We start from the raw sequence: 16,960 nt of genomic DNA, 5'->3' as shown, positions 1-16,960 counted from the left end.
GCCCCAAGTCAACATCTGCCGGATTTCAGTCGGCAAACAACCCCTCATTTTTTGGATTCCGCATGAAGAAACAGCTCCTGTCCGGCCTCGTCGCCGCTGCCGTGCTGGGCACGTTGGCCCTGCCCGTTTCCGCCCAGAATGTCGCCATTGTTAACGGCAAGGCGGTTCCCAAGGAGCGCGTCGAAGCGCTCAAGCAGCAGGTCGAACGCTCGGGCCGCCCCGTGACGCCCGACATCGAAGGCCAGATCAAGGAAGAAGTCATCGCCCGTGAAATCTTCATGCAGGAAGCTCAAAAGCGCGGCCTGGAAACCTCGGCAGACTACAAGGCCCAGCTGGACCTGGCACGCCAGGCCATCCTGATCCGCGAACTGTTCGCCGACTTCCAGAAGACGAACCCCGTCACCGACGCTGAAATCCAGGCCGAATACGATAAGTTCGTGGCAGCCAACAGCGGCAAGGAATACAAGGCCCGCCACATCCTGGTGGAAAAGGAAGCCGACGCCAAGGCCATCATCGCGTCCATCAAGAAGGGCGCCAAGTTTGAAGACATCGCCAAGAAGCAATCCAAGGACCCAGGCTCCGGCGCCAAGGGCGGCGACCTCGACTGGGCCAACCCATCGAGCTACGTGAGCGAGTTCACCGAAGCGCTGGTCAAGCTCGAAAAAGGCAAGATGACCGAGACGCCCGTGAAGAGCCAGTTTGGCTGGCACATCATCCGCCTGGACGATGTGCGCCAGGCCGAGCTGCCAAAGCTCGAAGAGGTGAAGCCACAAGTCGCACAGCAGCTGCAACAGCAAAAGCTGGCCAAGTTCCAGGAAGACCTGCGCGCCAAGGCCAAGGTGGAATAAGCCAGCTGGCACTCGGTTTCGGCCGTTTTGGCAACAAAAAACGCGACTTCGGTCGCGTTTTTTTATGCCTTCCAGCCTTTCAATGCGAAATTCAGACCCGCCCCAGCACCCACACCACCGCCATCAGCAGGCCGATCATGACCGGCTGGTGGACCATGTAATAGCTCAGGCTCCACCGACCCAGCGTCGCCAGAGGCCTCAGCACATAGGGCAATCGCCATTGCAGCCAGTACTTACGCGCGCGCAACGCCCATTGGCCGGCTGCGAGCCCCCACCAGAGCACGCCCAACCAGGGCAGCACCGGCACATAGTCTTCCGTGAACGGTTTGCGGGACACCAGCCCCAGCCAATTCAAGACTCGCCCGTTGAACCACGGCGCTGCGTCGGGCCACACCCCGGTCAAAAACTGCTGCGCGCCCCACGGCAAGGCCACAGCCACCAGCCCTGCAAGCCACAGCCAGCGCCCCCACCCCGACGTGCAGCGCGCTATGAGCAACATCACAGCCATGCCATGCAGCACACCAAAATAGATAAAGCTGGCCGGAAACATCACAAACGAGCCTGCAGACACCAGCAGTGCACAACCAGCAATCTGCCCCCAGCGGCGCCTAAAACGACTCCAGCCCTGCCCTTGGTGCAACGCGATGGCCTGCCCCAACCCGGCGCAGAACAGGAAAAGACTCACGATGAGGGTGCGCTGCGTGGTCCAGAAAGGATCCACACGGAAGTTCTGCGGCCACAAGCCAAAGTGGCTCAGATCAAAACAAAAGTGGAACGCCGTCATCCAGAGCATGGCTACCCCCCTTAGCGCATCAACCGTGTCGTAACGCTGCACTGCAAGCGGTTCAGGCGCTTTGGAATGTGGTGATGGTGCGGCAGCAGCTACAGAGACAGAGGGCACAGGGAAGGTCATGGAGATACCGGCAAGCGCCGTGCGCGGTACACGGCAGGATCGGGTGCGAATGGGCGTCCAACAGCAGTGGCCGCTATGGTACGTAGATTCAGCAAGCCTGCTGGCAGTACCGGCCGAACAAAACCTCAATCCGTCTCCAGGAGAACCTGGTTGCCCGGCTGTGAGGACTGCAAGCGGGCAAGAAAAAAGGCCCTGCAGCATGTGCTGCAGGGCCTTCAAACATTGGTCGGAGCGGCGGGATTCGAACTCGCGACCCTCTGCTCCCAAAGCAGATGCGCTACCAGGCTGCGCTACGCTCCGACAGCTCGTATTCTAACCCGCCAATTCCCCTGTTTTTGGCTCATCGCCTGCTTTTTTGACTTTTTTTAGAAAGTGGCAGGGCGAAGAGATCACAGGAGAGAGCGGTCGCGCAAACGCGACGTGGCAAGAGACGAACCAGAAAAACTATAAAACCGCCTCGGTCTGCCACAGACCGAGAGCGGAAAGATCAGCGGCTGGAGGAAGGGCCAGGACCGCGACCGGCGAGGTGGCGGAACGTGATGCGGCCCTTGGTCAGGTCGTAAGGCGACATCTCGAGCGACACCTTGTCACCCGCCAGGATGCGGATGTGGTGCTTACGCATCTTGCCGCCGGTATAGGCAATCAGTTGGTGACCGTTGTCCAGCGTGACGCGAAAGCGCGAGTCAGGCAAAACTTCCGTGACGGAGCCCTGCATTTCAATGAGTTCTTCTTTGGCCATGTGTTTCTCTATCTCTTCAAAGCAAATGTTCTGTGGTCGGCGCCTGAGCGGTTTTATTGCATTCACCACGGCAGCTGCAGCGTTGTCGAAACTCGACACACGGTGCATGGCGGGCGGTGGGAGTCGCTGCACCCAGGGCGCAGATCAGGCAGAGGGCCGGGAGACGGCTTCAATGAACAGGCGTCAGCGCTGCGCAAAGCCTGTCGATTGTACCGCGACAAGCCATGTTTTGCCTATGGGATGCCCGGCGCGCCCTGCGGCACGGGCGCAGCGCCCACACCACAGGCCTCAGGTGCCGCCTGCTATCGGCCTTGCACCGCCGAGGCCAGGGTACGTACCAGATCAGTCTGCGTGATGATGCCTACGAGGTGATCCACATCATCCACGATGGGAATGTGATGGTGCCCGCCTTGCGAAAAGAGCGGCACGAGGTCCATCGCATGCTGTGCCGAGCGCGCCACCTGAACCGGGTGGGACATGATCTCGCCCACTGCCTGGGGCTGCCCTCCACGCCCCATGACCAGTGTGCGCAACCGCTGCCCCAGCCCTTCGTGGGTGTCGAGGTTGGCCAGTCGCATGAAGTCCGCCACCGTCACGATTCCAATGACATGTCGCTGCGCATCCACCACTGGCAGCGCCTTGATTTGCTGTAACCGCATCAGTGCCCAAGCCTCCCTGAGTGACACTCCGGCCTCCACAGCGTAAGGCGGGCTGGACATGATGTCAGCGCAGCGCAACTCTCCCAGGGTCCGCTGGAATGCCGCGCGGCCCGCCAGGTGCAACAGCCCCTCCAGATCCGCCCGGCTCACGTCGAGCACCTGGTTGTAGTGGGCCAGCGCCGCATCCACATCCGACGCGGTGAAAGCGCCCTGGCTCGTCGCCACCTGCGACGCGACACGTTGAGGATGTGGGTAGCGGCGACCCGTCAGCCCGTTGTAGACCACTGCTGCGGTCAACAGCAGTACCACGTTGAACAACACCGGGAACGCCGCGAGATGCCATCCGTCCCCCGAGGTCAGCACCACGTACAACGCCATGGCCCCACCCGGAGGATGCAGGCAACGCAGTGGCACCATAAGCGCAATGGCCAAGCCCACGGCAATCGCCCCCGCCAAGGCCTTGTCCGGAATCACCGCAGAACAGACCGCGCCCACCAGAGCCGACAGGGTACTGCCACCCAACACGGGCCATGGCTGGGCCAGCGGGCTGGAGGGCATGCCAAACACCAGCACGGCACTGGCCCCCAACGACGCCACCATCCACGGGCCAGTGCCACTGCCCTGGGCCCACCAACGGCTCAGCCATGCCGTGAGCAGCACGCCAATCACCGCGCCCACCACAAAGCGCAGGCGCTCTCGACCATCGATGCCCAGCGGGGCGGGCCAGAAATGCCGCAGCCATTCGGTCAGGCGCACAGCCAGTGACCGGCGAGACGTTGCCGAAGGGGGAAAGTCGGAGTGTGAAGAAGGCATACAGAACGAAACGCGGGTGCGGCTGCAAACTACATCAATACCGGGCTGACTGGAACGTTGCGAGCCCCCCGTGCAGCGCACTTACAAACAGCTTGTTGGGCCAACTTGCAAGGTGCGCCCGCTTGGACGATGGTGTGCCATTGTGCAGGCAGAGCCACGGAGCAAGAGCACGGGAGGTCGTCAGCGTCACGGAAGCGTATCCAAACGCCGGTCAGTACCAGTGGAGCAACTCGATGCTGGAAACTACCTAGAACCCAGGATTGAATCGCTCACCCCAACCCCAAAACACGATCTATACTGCACAAAAATAGCAAACATGCATTTTACTTCATGCGCAAATTTTCCCTTTCACATGCAGCTGCAACGGCAAGTTACCACCATGTCGCGGCTGTTACGTAGAACGTCAGAGACATGGCTTCAATAGCCGGATTGGGCCATGTTCGCGGAACCCAATGCCAGCTCCGGTACGGGTAACCCATAGGTATTCAGCACCGAACGCTTGCAGTAAATTACTTTAAGCCTAAACAAAGGAGACAATCCCCATGACCACCCGCCGCCTTGTCATCAGCCGCAGTGCCGCCCTCGTTGGCGCAGCATCCACGGGCTTGCTGCTGCCCTCCATCGTGCGTGCTCAAAGCGGCAAGGTGCGCGTGGGGTTCATGTTGCCCTACACCGGCACCTTTGCCCAACTGGGTGTGGCCATCGAAAACGGCGTGCGCCTGGCCATCGACCAGCAGGGAGGCAAGCTCGGCGGCCGCGAGATCGAATGGTTCAAGGTCGATGACGAGTCCGAGCCCAGCAAAGGTGTGGAAAACGCCAGCAAGCTGGTCCAGCGCGACAAGGTCGATGTGCTGATTGGCACCGTGCACTCGGGCGTGCAGATGGGCATCCAGAAGGTGGCGCGCGACACCGGTGTGCTCAACCTCATCCCCAACGCGGGCGTGCACGCCGCCACCCGCGCGCTGTGCGCGCCCAATGTATTCCGCACTTCGTTCAGCAACTCCCAGCCCACGCTGGCACTGGGCAAGGCCATGGTCGAAAAGGGCCACAAAAAGGCCGTGTGGATCACCTGGAAGTACGCTGCTGGTGACGAGGCGTTTGAGGGCTTCAAGGAAAGCTACACCAAGGCCGGCGGCACCATCGTCAAGGAGCTGGGCCTGCCCTTCCCCAACGTCGAATTCCAGGCGCTTCTGACCGAGATCGCGGCCCTCAAGCCTGATGCCGTGGCCTGCTTCTTCGCCGGTGGCGGCGCGGCCAAGTTCATCAAGGACTATGCGGCGGCCGGCCTCAAGGACAAGATTCCGCTGTACGGCTCGGGCTTCCTTACCGAGGGCGTGCTGGACGCTGCCGGCCCCGCGGCCGACGGCATCATCACCACCATGCACTACAGCGATTCGCTGGACACGCCGCGCAACAAGCAGTTCCGCTTGGAATACGCCAAGGCCTTTCGCAGCCAGCCCGACGTGTATGCCGTGCAAGGCTACGACACCGGCCTGCTGCTGGTGCAGGGCGCCAACGCGGTCAAGGGCGACCTTTCTGCCAAACCGGCCGTCATCAAGGCGATGGAAAGCGCAGTCATCGACAGCCCACGCGGCAAGTGGACGATGAGCAAGTCGCACAACCCCGTGCAGGACATCTACCTGCGCCGCGTCGAGAACAAGGAAAACAAGGTGATCGGCGTAGCCGCCAAGGCGCTGGCCGACAGCGGCGCCGGTTGCAGGATGGGATAACACCCCCCTGAGGCGCTGCGCGCCTTCCCCCCGCTCTCGCAGCGCTGAGCGCAGCGGGCAGGGGATGCAGCCCTCGCTGCGGGGCGGCCCTTGCCCGGCTGCCCTCCATGGGGCCGCGCCAGTTACCAACTCCACGGGTACATCGCCCGCACAAAGCCCTTTTCACCAGTGGCTGCCAGCCACATCGCGGCAGGTCGCCAACATCACCACATTCATGGACTTCGCCACCTTCCTGATCCAGCTGCTCAACAGCGTCCAATACGGCCTGCTGCTGTTCATGCTGGCGGCCGGGCTCACGCTGATCTTCGGGATCATGGGCGTGGTGAACCTGGCGCACGGCAGCTTTTACATGCTGGGTGCTTACCTCGCGTATTCGCTCTCAGGGCATTTCGGCAGCCTGGCGTTGGCCATCGTGGGTGGCGCGCTGCTGTCGGTGGTCTTCGGGCTGGCGCTTGAATGGCTGCTCTTTCGCCACTTCTACCACCGCGACCACCTGGACCAGGTGTTGCTGACCTTCGGGCTGATCTACATCTTTGAAGAACTGCGCTCCATCCTGTGGGGCGACGATGTGCACGGCGTGCCCATCCCCCAAATGCTTGACTGGTCGATCCCGCTCACCGACACCCTCTCCTACCCGGTCTACCGGCTGTTCATATCGGGCGTGTGCATCGCGCTGGCTTTGGCGCTGTACCTGCTGATCTCCAAGACGCGTTTGGGCATGAAGATCCGCGCGGGCGCCTTCAACCGCGACATGGCCGAGTCGCTGGGCGTGAACATCAAGCTCATCCATGCCATCGTGTTCGCGTTGGGCGTGGGCCTGGCGGCCGTTGCCGGCATGGTGGCTGCACCGGTATCCAGCGTGTACCCCAACATGGGCTCATCGGTGCTCATCATGTGTTTTGTGGTGGTGGTGATTGGTGGCATCGGTTCAGTGCGGGGCGCGCTCATTGCGGCGCTGCTGGTGGGCTTTGTCGATACGTTTGGCAAGGTGCTGCTGCCGCAGGCAGCGGGCATGCTGGTCTATATGCTGATGGCGGCCGTGCTGCTGTGGAAACCCGAAGGCCTGTTTAAACAATGATTACCCCCACGCTCATCACTTCGTGTATCTCGCTGCCCCCCAAGGGGGCCTTCGCTGCCTTGGGGCGGCCCGGCGGCCACTCATGAGCACCCCGCGCGCCAATATCGAAGTGCTGCCGCGCAGCGTGCAGTTCGCCCTGGCATTGGGGCTGGCTGCGTTGCTGCTGTTCCCTGTGGTGGGTAGCGACTTTTACGTACAGATGGTCACCCGCATGATGATCATGGCCATCTTTGCCATGAGCCTGGATCTGCTGCAGGGCGTGACCGGGCTGGTATCGCTGGGCCATGCTGCGTACTTTGGCGTGGCGGGCTACGCCCTCGCCTTTCTCACCCCTGCAGACATGCCGGTCAGCCTGTGGTGGTCGCTGCCGCTCGCGGTGGCTGTGTCCGGCCTGGTGGCAATGGTGATCGGGTTCTTTGTGGTGCGCACCCACGGCATCTACTTCATCATGGTTACCATGGCGTTTGCCCAGATGGTCTTCTACCTGTTCTTCGACAACAAGGTGCTGGGTGGATCGGACGGGCTGTACATCAACTTCCGGCCTGATGCGTCGCTCTTCGGCTGGCTGCCGTTCGATCTGGAGGGACGCAAGACCTTCTACTACTTCACGCTGGCGCTGGTGGTGCTGGTGTACGTGTTGCTGCGCCGCCTGCTGTGGAGCCCGCTGGGCCGCGCGCTCGCGGGCATCCGTATCAACGAGCACCGCATGCGCGCCATGGGCTTTGGCACACGGGGCTACAAACTCACCGCCTTCACCATCGCTGGAGCGCTGGCAGGCCTGGCGGGTTACCTGTGGGGCGCGCAGACCGGCTATGTGAACCCTGAGCTCATGGGATTTCACATGAGCGCGCACGCCATCATGATGGTCATTCTGGGCGGCATGGGCAACTTTGCAGGCGCCATCGTGGGTGCGTTTGCCTTCGAGTACCTGCTGCATGTGTTCAAGGACATCTCCAAGCACTGGCAGCTGCTGATGGGTGGCTTCATCGTGCTGGTGGTAGTGGCCGCGCCGCGTGGCCTGCTGGGCATGTTTGCGCAGCGGGGCGCAGCCAAGGCTTCGGAGGGATCGCACCATGGCTGAAGTCCTGTTGTCTGCACAGAAGGTCACCAAACGCTTTGGTGGCCTGGCCGCCGTCAACGGCGTCTCCGTGGACCTGTGGCGGGGCAAGATCCACGCCGTGATAGGACCGAATGGCGCCGGCAAGTCCACCCTGACCAATCTGCTCTCTGGCGACCTGTCCCCCACCTCGGGCCAGGTGTTGCTGGGCGGCACGAATGTGACCGGCTGGGCGCCCGAACGCATCTCGCGCCAGGGCCTGGGCCGCAGCTACCAGAAGACCAACATCTTCCTGCCGCTCACTGTGCACGAGAACGTGCGCCTGGCGGCCCAGTCACGCGATGCACAGCAGCCCTGGAACCCGTTGCGCTGGTGGCAGGACACCCGCTCGGACACTATCAAAAACAGAGCAACCAGCGCACGTCTTGAAAGCGCTATCGAGCTGTCCGGCCTCAAAGACCGGCGCATGGCCATTGCGGGAGCCATGAGCCATGGCGAGCAGCGCCAGCTGGAAATTGCCATGACCCTGGCCACCGAGCCGCAGGTGCTGCTGCTCGACGAACCTCTGGCCGGCATGGGCGTGGCCGAGGCTGAGCGCATGGTCGAGCTGTTGCAGCGCCTCAAGCCCGCCCACGCCATCATGCTGGTGGAACACGACATGGATGCCGTGTTTGCGCTGGCTGACCGCCTCACGGTCATGGTTAACGGCGAGGTGATTGCGCATGGTACACCGCCCGAGGTGCGCGCCGATGCCACCGTGCAGGCCGCCTACCTGGGGGAGGACCACTGAGATGACCACTCCATGGATTGATGCCAAGGGCATCCACACCTTTTACGGCAGCAGCCACATCCTGCACGGCATTGACTTCACCGTGGGCCAGGGCGAGACCATCGGCCTGATGGGCCGCAACGGCATGGGAAAGAGCACCCTGCTCAAATCTCTGATGGGCCTGGTCAAGCCCCGCTCGGGCAGCGTGGCCGTGGCCGGCCGCGACATGACGGGCAAGCCGCCCTACGAAGTGGCCCGGCTCGGCATTGCCTACGTGCCGGAGGGCCGAGGCATCTTCGGCAACCTGAGCGTGGTCGAAAACCTGCAGATGGCCGCGCGTGCCGGCACGCGCGGCCAGCGCGACTGGACCTACGAGCGCGTGCTGGAAACCTTTCCGCGCCTGAAGGAGCGCCTGGGTCACGGCGGCCAGCAACTCAGCGGTGGCGAGCAGCAGATGCTGACCATTGGCCGTGCGCTGATGACCAACCCCGACGTTCTCATCCTCGATGAAGCCACCGAGGGCCTGGCGCCGCTGATTGCGCGAGAGATCTGGCGCATCTGCAGCCTGATCAAGGAGAGCGGCATCAGCAGCGTCATCGTGGACAAGAACTGGAAACACGTCACGCAGATCACCGATCGCAACGTCATCCTGGTCAAAGGCCAGGTGGTGTTTGATGGCAGCTCGGATGCGCTGCATGCGCAGCCGCTGCTGCTGGAGCAGTACCTGGGCGTCTGAGCCCCCACCTGCCAACACGCCTGGCGCATCGATGCCCCGGACAAAGGCTACGGCCCAGGACTCGCGCAGCGACCTCTCATGCCTTACCGCAGGTTGATCGTCACCGGCACAGTCAGTTGTGCAGACAAGCCCGCCGAGTCCTTGGCCGTGACCACCAACTGATAGCTGCCAGCCACCGGCTTGGACCAGATGGCTGTGATGGTGCTGCCCGACACGGCAAAGCCCATTCCCAAAGGCACCCCAGCGATGGACACCGACAGCGACGTGGCGCCCGGTGATGTAACGTCGATGCGGCCGGACAGAGGCTGACCCGCCACGCCGACCATGGCAGAGGCAGTGATCACAGGCCCCGCTGCGGCGATTTTGACCGTGAACACGCCCTTGCCGGACAAGCCCGTCTTGGTGTCCTTGGCGGTCAAGGTCACGCTGTACACACCCGCCACAGGCTTGGGCCAGCTCACCGTGCCATCGGCAACCACCACCATTCCCGACGGAGCCCCCGCCAGGGAATACGTGACAGCGTTGGCAGACGTCACGTTGGCCTTGAAAGCCAGAGCCACGCCAGGGCGGCCGGCAATGCTGGCGCTTTCGACCATCGGAGCAACCGGAGCGGCCACACTGATGCTGTAGACGCCCTGACCTGTGAGCCCTGTCTTGGTGTCCTTGGCCACGACGGTGACTGCATAGGCCCCTGCCACCGGCGCCGGCCACGAGACCACACCGGCAGCGCTGATCGACATGCCCGTGGGTGCGCCCGACAGGCTCATGGACACGGGATTGGACGCATTGACGGCCGCCGTGAAGGTCAGGGCCGTGCCCACCTTGCCGCTGATGCTGGCAGACGTGACCACCGGCGCGGGGGCAGGCGCCGTGGCGCCGGTCAGCAAACTCACCAGCGCTCCTGCATTGGGTGTGCCCAGGCCTGTCAGCTGGTCGTATCCGGGCGTGGCAGAACAGGTGCTGCAGGTGCCATGACTACCCAGCCGAATGTCAGCAAACCCGCTGGCGTAGCTCGACGCCACCGCACCGATCTGCCCGTACAGCAACGCGTGCCCCCCGGCCATCACAGGCAGTGTGGCTTGCTGCCGGTTTGCGTTGGCAACGGCCACCAGACCTGCCCACATGGGTGCGGCCAGGCTGGTGCCGCCGGCACTGATCCACTGCACCGTGCTGCTGCCGGGCTGCATGACGGCCACGTATTGGCCGGTGGCGGGGTCTGCATTCATGGCAACGTCGGCCACCGTCCGGCGCGCCAGCGAAGCGGTGCCCGGCACAGACGACTTCTGGTATGCCGGCACACCGATGAAGCCACTGGTGCCACCACCGGTGCCCGACCAGCTCACCTCACTGCGTGCGCCGCTGCCGGAATAGGTCAGCGTTGTACCGCCGACCGCAATGACATTGGGAGAGACCGAAGGCCAGTTCACCCCTGCGCCGGAATCGCCCGTGGCCGCCAGGTAGGTCATTCCGGCTGCAGAAAAGGCTGAGTCCACAGATCCCGTCCAGGCCCCCTCCTGGGCTCCAAAACTCATGGACACCACACCCGGACCCATGGCGTTGGCCAGCCGGATAGCGCCCAACAGGCTGTTGAGCGACGGATCGGGCGCTTCGATGAGAACGATGCGCGCAAGCGGTGCGATCGCATGCACCCACTGCACATCCAGCGCCATTTCAGTGGCCCAGCCCGCATCGTAGGCGGGGGCCGTGGACGCAATGGCGCCAGACGCCGTACCGTAAGCCACCCACAGTTCGCACCCCGTTGCAGGAGAGGCGGAAGCCAGAGGCAAACCAGTGGTGGCGGGCAGTACCTTGGCGGGGCAGGCGGGCAACCCGAACTTCTGGTTGAAGGCTGCCAATTCGGCCGCCACATTGGGGTTGTGCTTTGCACCGACGACATACACCGTCTGCCCCGCCCCCAGTTGTACGGCCTGCACGCCCGAAGGTTTGGACCCCACGGCAGGCAAGGCGCCAAAACCATAGGCTGCGCGCACTTGCGCGACCGAATAGGTGGTGACGACGCCGGTGCCAGCAAGGGGCGCTACCGCTGCGTCCTTGGGTGCTGCCCAGGACATGCTCGCAGACTTCTGCTGAACCTCCTCCAGCGTGTAGGGAGTGAGGCGGCGGGTGGATAGCGCCTTGAACACCTCAGGCACCTGCTGGGACTTGGGAGCACTCAGAGCGGACTGATTGGCATCCTGCACATCCATGTCGTCAGGGGCCTCCAGCACCACGGGCGCGATATGGAAGGTAGGCTGCGCCAACAATCCCTCCACCTCTGGCGCGAGCGTGTCAGCAGACACCTGGAGCGTAGTGGTTGTGGAGGCCAATTCGTTGGAGCCTTCGGGGTCGGCCGAGCCACCGCAGCCCATCACCACCAACGGAATGACCGACAACAAGGCCCAGCGAGCGTGCGGGTGCTCGGCGGTAAAAAGATGACGGCGGTTCTGAGTTGGCATTCTGTTCTCCATGAGATGCGGAAATTCACACCGCACACACCGAAGACAGCCTGGGCTGCAATCACCTGCAAGGGTTGCCGCCGCGCCTGAACGCGCCCCCAGCGAGACACCCCGGAGGACTGTGGCAACCCCGCTGCCGTGCCCCGTTGAGAGGGGGTTAGACCGGTGGCTTTGCGACCCCGACTTTCGTGCGGGTGTGCCTTGATCGGACAAATGTAATTGTTTGAAACACAAAAATCAATAAATTTGATATTTATTTCATATTTATCATCTGCGCTACTGAGGGAGCCCCGCCGCCCACTCGCTCGTCAACAGGCGCACTACCCCTTGATAACCCGGGTCTGCACCACACACCCCGTCGTTAGAATCGTGCGCTCCACTGACTTAGGAAGAACGTTTTGTCCGACCGCCTTGCCGTACTGCCCCAATACGCTCTTCCCAAACGCGCACTGACCACACTGGCTGGCAAATTTGCATCGGCCCGGCTGGGCGGCCTGACCACCGCAGTGATCCGCCGTTTTGTTGCGCGCTACAACGTCAACATGGCCGAGGCGGCCAATCCCGACATTGCCAGCTACGCGTCGTTCAATGACTTCTTCACGCGAGCGCTGAAACCTGGTGCCCGCCCGCTGGCCCAGGCCGATTTGATCTGCCCGGTGGACGGTGCCATCAGCCAGTTCGGCCCCATTGCCAACGATCAGATCTTCCAGGCCAAGGGGCACACCTACTCCACCACAGCACTGGTGGGTGGCGATGCAGCCGCTGCAGCCCGTTTTGACAACGGCCACTTCGCCACGCTGTACCTGAGCCCGCGCGACTACCACCGCATCCACATGCCTTGCGCGGGCGAGCTCACGCGCATGGTGCATGTACCTGGTGATCTGTTTTCGGTGAATCCCACCACGGCACGCGGCGTGCCCGGTCTGTTCGCGCGCAATGAACGCGTGGTGTGCTTTTTTGAATCGGCACAAGGGCCGTTTGTGCTGGTGCTGGTGGGGGCCACCATCGTGGGCAGCATGGCCACCGTGTGGCATGGCCAGGTCAACCCGCCGCGCACGGGCACGCTGCGGCAGTGGGACTACGCCAAGGGGCAGGTGAGCCTGCAACAGGGTGAAGAGATGGGCCGCTTCCTGCTGGGCTCCACCGTGGTGATGCTGTTCCCGCAGGGGCCAATGCAGTTCAACCCGCAATGGGCGCCCATGCACCCCATCCAGCTGGGTGAAGCCATGGCGCAGCGCGCTGGCGGCTAATCTTTAGCCCATCGGACTGGGAGCGGCGCTCACAAACGGTCTGGCGCGCGCGTGAGCTGAAAGGCTGTGGGCGCCAGGTGCAGCGCGTCAGGGTGCACAGGGGACTCATGCCCCACCAGATAGACCATGAGCGCATTGCGCCGCACCACCACATGGCTCACGGTCTCGCGCTGGTGGTTCCATTGCACAAAAACACCGGGCTTGAACAAGGGCATGTAGTAGTAAGCGGTGGGATCCATGGGGTGCGGCTCCTCCCGCTACGACGGGCCGATGCGTGAATGCGGGCCCAAGCGCCGGCCCATGAAGGACCGACCATCCCATACTAGCACTGATACACCCCGTCGCGGGGTGCCACCGTCAAACTGATCGGGCTGCCGCAAAGGCCAGCGTGGCCTGCAGCATGCGGCGCAGGTGCGGCTGCACGCCTGCAGCCACATCGGGCAGATAGTCAAACGGCAAGGCCTCCTGCATGTAGCTGCACTGCGTCATCTCCAGCTGCACCGCGTGGATGTTCTGCGCGGGCTGGCCATAGTGGCGCGTGATGTGCCCCCCCTTGAAGCGACCGTTGAGCACTGCGGTGTAGCCCTTGGCCTCTTTGGCAATGGAAAGCAGTTCCTGGGCCAGCACCGGATCGCAGCTCTCGCCGTTGGCAGTGCCCAGGTTCAGGTCGGGCAGCTTGCCTTCAAAAAAGCGCGGCAGTACCGAGCGAATCGAGTGCGCATCCCACAGCACAGCCACGCCGTGCTGGGCGCGGATGCGGTCCAGCTCGGCACGCAGTTGTGCATGGTACGGCGTCCAGACTGCGTCGCGCCGCGCAGCCATCTCCGCGTCATCGGGCACATCACCATGGGCATAGATGGGCGTGTCGGCAAAGGTATCGACCGGGCACAGGCCGGTGACGCTCTGGCCGGGGTACAGGCTGGCTCCGTCAGGCGGGCGGTTCAGATCGACCACATAACGCGAGTGCGTAGCAACCAGAATGGAGGCGCCCATGTCTTTGGCAAACGCATACAGCCGTTCCATGTGCCAGTCGGTATCAGGCACCTGGCGGGCCTCATCCGTAAACCGTGCCGCGAGCGCCGCAGGCACATAAGTGCCCGCATGGGGCATGGACACCAGCAGCGGCGCGGTGCCAGGGTAGAAGACAAAAGGTGGTGGAGAGGTATCGGTCATCACTAGTTCGAGGGTAGGGGTTCAATCTGGCGCAATGGTGGCCGAGCGCGCGGCCACGAACGCATGGGCCGCTGCGTCATGCAGCGTGTGCCGGCCGCTGGCGATGCGCCGCTGCCCCGCCACCCACACGCTGTCGATGGCCGAGGTGCGGTGGCTGCCAAACACGTGGGCCGACAGCATGCTGTGCGCAGGCAAATCGCGCAGCGCCAGGTGCTGCGCATCCACCGCCACCAGGTCCGCCTGCTGGCCCACGGCGAGGCCGCCAATGGCGCGGCCCGCGGCCTGCGCCCCGCCCTGCACGGCCTGCAAGGTCATGGCCGTGGCCACCTCGGGTTGCACAGCGGTGGCCAGCACATTGCGCTGGCGCAGCGACAGGCGCTGGCCGTATTCGAGCATCAGCAATTCCTCTGCCGCATTCACGCAGGCATGACTGTCCGAGCCCACGCCCCAGCGCCCGCCGTGCTGCAGCCACAGCGGCATGTCAAAAATGCCGTCGCCCAGATTGGCCTCCGTTGTGGGGCAAATGCCCGCCACGGCGCCAGTGCGGGCAGCATCGGCGTATTCCTGCGGCATCATGTGTGTGGCGTGCACCAGGCACCAGCGCTCGTCCACCGGCAGGTGCTCCAACAGCCACTGCACGGGGCGCTGGCCGCTCCAGGCAATACAGTCATCCACCTCCTGCGTCTGCTCTGCAATGTGGATGTGGATAGGGGCCCGGGGATTGAGTGCCGAGAGGCCCTGCACGGCGGCAACCAGGCTGTCGGGCGGCACAGCACGCAGCGAATGCGGCGCCAGGCCCAGACCTGCCCCTTGCGCTTGTGCCATGGGCGCGAGGCGCTCTAATAAGGAGAACATGTTGTCCGTTCTGCGGATGAACCGGGCCTGGTCCGCACGCGGTGGCTTGGCGCCAAAGCCGCTGGTCTGATACAGCACCGGCAGCAGCGTGATACCCATGCCCGCATTGCGCGCAGCGCGCAGCAGTGCCAGCGACAGCGTGGCATCGTCAGCATAGGGCGTGCCGTCCTGGTCGTGGTGCACATAATGAAACTCGCACACCGACGTGTAGCCTGCTTCCAGCATCTCCACATACAGCCAGGTGGCGATGGCCTCCAATGACTCGGGCGTGATGCGGGCGGCAAACCGATACATCAGGTTGCGCCAGCTCCAGAAGCTGTCTTCGGCCTGGCCCCGGAATTCAGTCAAACCCGCGAACGCACGCTGGAAGGCATGAGAGTGCAGGTTGGGCATGCCGGGCAGCAGCGGGCCTGGCGCCTGCGCCACGCCCGCAGGGGCGCTGCTGCCAGGGGTGGCCTGGGTGATGCGCCCTGCCTCATCCCACTCAATCAACACATTGCGCGCCCAGCCGGTGGGCAGCAGTGCGTCGGCGGCAAACAGTTGCTGCGTCATGGCAAGACTCCGTGAATGCGCCCTTGCCGCACGATGGTGCAGGCAGGCTTGTGCCCCAGCCAATAAGCCAGCTCGGACGCCTCGCCCACGGGCCACAGGACAAAATTGGCGGGCCTGCCAGATGCGATGAGACCGTGGGAATCTTGCAAGCCCAGCGCGCGCGCGGCATGGGTGGTGATACCGGCCAGCGCCTCGGGCACCGTCAGGCGGAACAGGGTGCAGGCCATGTTGGCCATCAGCAGCAGGCTGAGCGCGGGCGAGGTGCCGGGGTTGTGGTCGGTGGAAACGGCCATAGGCACGCCCGCCTCGCGCAGCTGCGAAATCGGCGGCAGGTGCGTGTCGCGCAGCGTGTAGTAGGCGCCGGGCAGCAGCACGGCCACGGTGCCTGCGGCCTTCATGGCGGCGATGCCATCGGCGGACAGGTGTTCGATGTGATCGCACGACAGCGCGCCATAGCGCGCGGCCAGCGCCGCACCGCCCATGTCCGAGAGCTGCTCGGCATGGAGCTTGACGGGGATGCCCAGCTTTTGGGCGGCCTGAAAGACCTGCTCGGTCTCGGCCAGCGTGAAGGCGATGCGTTCGCAGAACACATCTACGGCATCCACCAGGCCTTCGGCGGCCAGTGCGGGCAGCATCTCGCTGCAGACCAGGTCGGTGTAGTCCTGGCTGCGGCCTGCGTACTCCGGCGGCAGCGCGTGGGCGCCCAGAAAGGTGGTGCGCACCGTCACGCCCAACGCCTCGCCCAAGCGGCGGGCCACGCGCAGCTGCTTGCGTTCATGCGCAAGTGCCAGGCCGTAGCCAGACTTGATCTCGATGGCGCACACGCCCTCTTCCAGCAGCGCTTGCAGGCGCGGCGCGGCCAGGGCAAAGAGCTCGTCTTCGCTGGCCTCGCGCGTGGCGCGAACTGACGACACGATGCCCCCACCCGCCTTCGCCACCTCTTCATACGTGGCGCCCGCGAGCCGCATCGCGAACTCGTTGGCGCGCTGCCCGCCGTACACCAGGTGAGTATGGCAATCGACCAGGCCGGGGGTGGTGACGGCGCCCCTGCCGTCAATGCGAGGCAAGGCGGCATAGGCCGCAGGCACCTGGGCCTGGGGCCCTGCCCACTGCACCACGCCGCCCTGCACCACCACACACGCCAGCGCGCCATCGGGCACGGGTACATCCGTAGCCCACAACGCGGCCACGGGCTGCAGGTTGGTCCACACGCCATCGGCACTGGGTGCGGAAGATGCTGGCGGGACAACGCCCTGCTTGTTGCTAACTGCTGCTGTGTTCATGGATTGATTTGCTATTTTTTATATAGCTACTGGCGCATATTCCACCAGC

At 63.7% G+C, this 16,960-nt stretch carries 15 protein-coding genes, 1 tRNA gene and 1 riboswitch; of the genes, 7 read left to right on the top strand and 9 right to left on the bottom strand.

Annotated elements, in window-relative coordinates:
- Nucleotides 1-62: 62 nt before the first annotated feature.
- Nucleotides 63-848, top strand: a complete 786-nt coding sequence (locus tag AC1Q64_RS19435) for a peptidylprolyl isomerase (protein ID WP_056063551.1) — start codon at nt 63-65, stop codon at nt 846-848.
- A 91-nt stretch (nt 849-939) separates the two neighbouring features.
- On the opposite strand, the gene AC1Q64_RS19430 is transcribed toward AC1Q64_RS19435, so the two are convergent.
- The 4 genes from AC1Q64_RS19430 to AC1Q64_RS19415 form a co-directional block, all read right to left on the bottom strand.
- The gene (locus AC1Q64_RS19430; protein ID WP_492252468.1) at nt 940-1,761 is read right to left on the bottom strand and encodes an acetyltransferase domain-containing protein; all 822 of its coding nucleotides are present in this window, start codon (nt 1,759-1,761) and stop codon (nt 940-942) included.
- Nucleotides 1,762-1,984: 223 nt separating this feature from the next.
- Nucleotides 1,985-2,061: transfer RNA gene (locus AC1Q64_RS19425), tRNA-Pro, on the bottom strand.
- Between the two features lie 187 nt (nt 2,062-2,248).
- On the bottom strand, nt 2,249-2,500 hold the full coding sequence (infA, locus tag AC1Q64_RS19420; protein ID WP_015014402.1) for a translation initiation factor IF-1: 252 nt from the start codon (nt 2,498-2,500) through the stop codon (nt 2,249-2,251).
- Between the two features lie 302 nt (nt 2,501-2,802).
- Nucleotides 2,803-3,972 (bottom strand): HPP family protein, encoded by a 1,170-nt coding sequence (locus AC1Q64_RS19415; RefSeq protein ID WP_291436050.1) that lies wholly within the window; start codon nt 3,970-3,972, stop codon nt 2,803-2,805.
- 542 nt (nt 3,973-4,514) lie between these two features.
- Here AC1Q64_RS19415 and AC1Q64_RS19410 point away from each other — a divergent pair.
- The 5 genes from AC1Q64_RS19410 to AC1Q64_RS19390 all read left to right on the top strand — a co-directional run bounded on the left by AC1Q64_RS19410 (nt 4,515) and on the right by AC1Q64_RS19390 (nt 9,342).
- Entirely contained in the window at nt 4,515-5,702 is a 1,188-nt protein-coding gene (locus AC1Q64_RS19410) for an ABC transporter substrate-binding protein (protein WP_015014404.1), read from the top strand.
- Between the two features lie 214 nt (nt 5,703-5,916).
- A complete protein-coding gene (locus AC1Q64_RS19405) occupies nt 5,917-6,780 on the top strand; it encodes a branched-chain amino acid ABC transporter permease (protein ID WP_492252467.1) in 864 nt (287 codons plus the stop codon).
- A gap of 82 nt (nt 6,781-6,862) precedes the next feature.
- Nucleotides 6,863-7,861: a branched-chain amino acid ABC transporter permease gene (locus AC1Q64_RS19400; protein WP_291436056.1), complete on the top strand. Its 999-nt coding sequence runs from the start codon at nt 6,863-6,865 to the stop codon at nt 7,859-7,861.
- Entirely contained in the window at nt 7,854-8,627 is a 774-nt protein-coding gene (locus tag AC1Q64_RS19395) for an ABC transporter ATP-binding protein (protein ID WP_291436058.1), read from the top strand. The genes AC1Q64_RS19400 and AC1Q64_RS19395 overlap by 8 nt, the downstream gene beginning before the upstream one ends.
- 1 nt (nt 8,628) lies before the next feature.
- Nucleotides 8,629-9,342 (top strand): ABC transporter ATP-binding protein, encoded by a 714-nt coding sequence (locus tag AC1Q64_RS19390; RefSeq protein WP_492252466.1) that lies wholly within the window; start codon nt 8,629-8,631, stop codon nt 9,340-9,342.
- Nucleotides 9,343-9,425: 83 nt separating this feature from the next.
- Here the strand turns inward: AC1Q64_RS19390 and AC1Q64_RS19385 are convergent, their stop codons facing one another.
- Nucleotides 9,426-11,798 carry a S53 family peptidase gene (locus tag AC1Q64_RS19385; RefSeq protein WP_492252465.1) on the bottom strand — a complete coding sequence of 791 codons (2,373 nt, stop codon included), beginning with the start codon at nt 11,796-11,798 and terminating at the stop codon, nt 9,426-9,428.
- Between the two features lie 120 nt (nt 11,799-11,918).
- A riboswitch (cyclic di-GMP riboswitch) is annotated at nt 11,919-12,009 on the bottom strand.
- A 187-nt stretch (nt 12,010-12,196) separates the two neighbouring features.
- On the opposite strand from AC1Q64_RS19385, the gene asd reads away from it, so the two are divergent.
- Entirely contained in the window at nt 12,197-13,048 is an 852-nt protein-coding gene (asd, locus tag AC1Q64_RS19380; RefSeq protein ID WP_291436061.1) for an archaetidylserine decarboxylase, read from the top strand.
- Nucleotides 13,049-13,077: 29 nt separating this feature from the next.
- On the opposite strand, the gene AC1Q64_RS19375 is transcribed toward asd, so the two are convergent.
- From AC1Q64_RS19375 to hutI, 4 genes are all read right to left on the bottom strand, one after another.
- Nucleotides 13,078-13,287, bottom strand: coding sequence for a hypothetical protein (locus AC1Q64_RS19375; RefSeq protein WP_291436062.1), 210 nt, complete (start codon nt 13,285-13,287; stop codon nt 13,078-13,080).
- A 118-nt stretch (nt 13,288-13,405) separates the two neighbouring features.
- A complete protein-coding gene (gene hutG / locus AC1Q64_RS19370; protein WP_492252464.1) occupies nt 13,406-14,221 on the bottom strand; it encodes an N-formylglutamate deformylase in 816 nt (271 codons plus the stop codon).
- Between the two features lie 21 nt (nt 14,222-14,242).
- Nucleotides 14,243-15,628 (bottom strand): formimidoylglutamate deiminase, encoded by a 1,386-nt coding sequence (locus AC1Q64_RS19365; RefSeq protein ID WP_492252463.1) that lies wholly within the window; start codon nt 15,626-15,628, stop codon nt 14,243-14,245.
- Nucleotides 15,625-16,911, bottom strand: coding sequence for an imidazolonepropionase (gene hutI / locus AC1Q64_RS19360; protein ID WP_492252462.1), 1,287 nt, complete (start codon nt 16,909-16,911; stop codon nt 15,625-15,627). The genes AC1Q64_RS19365 and hutI overlap by 4 nt, the downstream gene beginning before the upstream one ends.
- Between the last annotated feature and the right edge of the window lie 49 nt (nt 16,912-16,960).

It is taken from the genome of Acidovorax sp. GW835-FHT14G06, from assembly GCF_058793595.1.
This window is presented reverse-complemented; position numbering and strand designations above follow the sequence as displayed.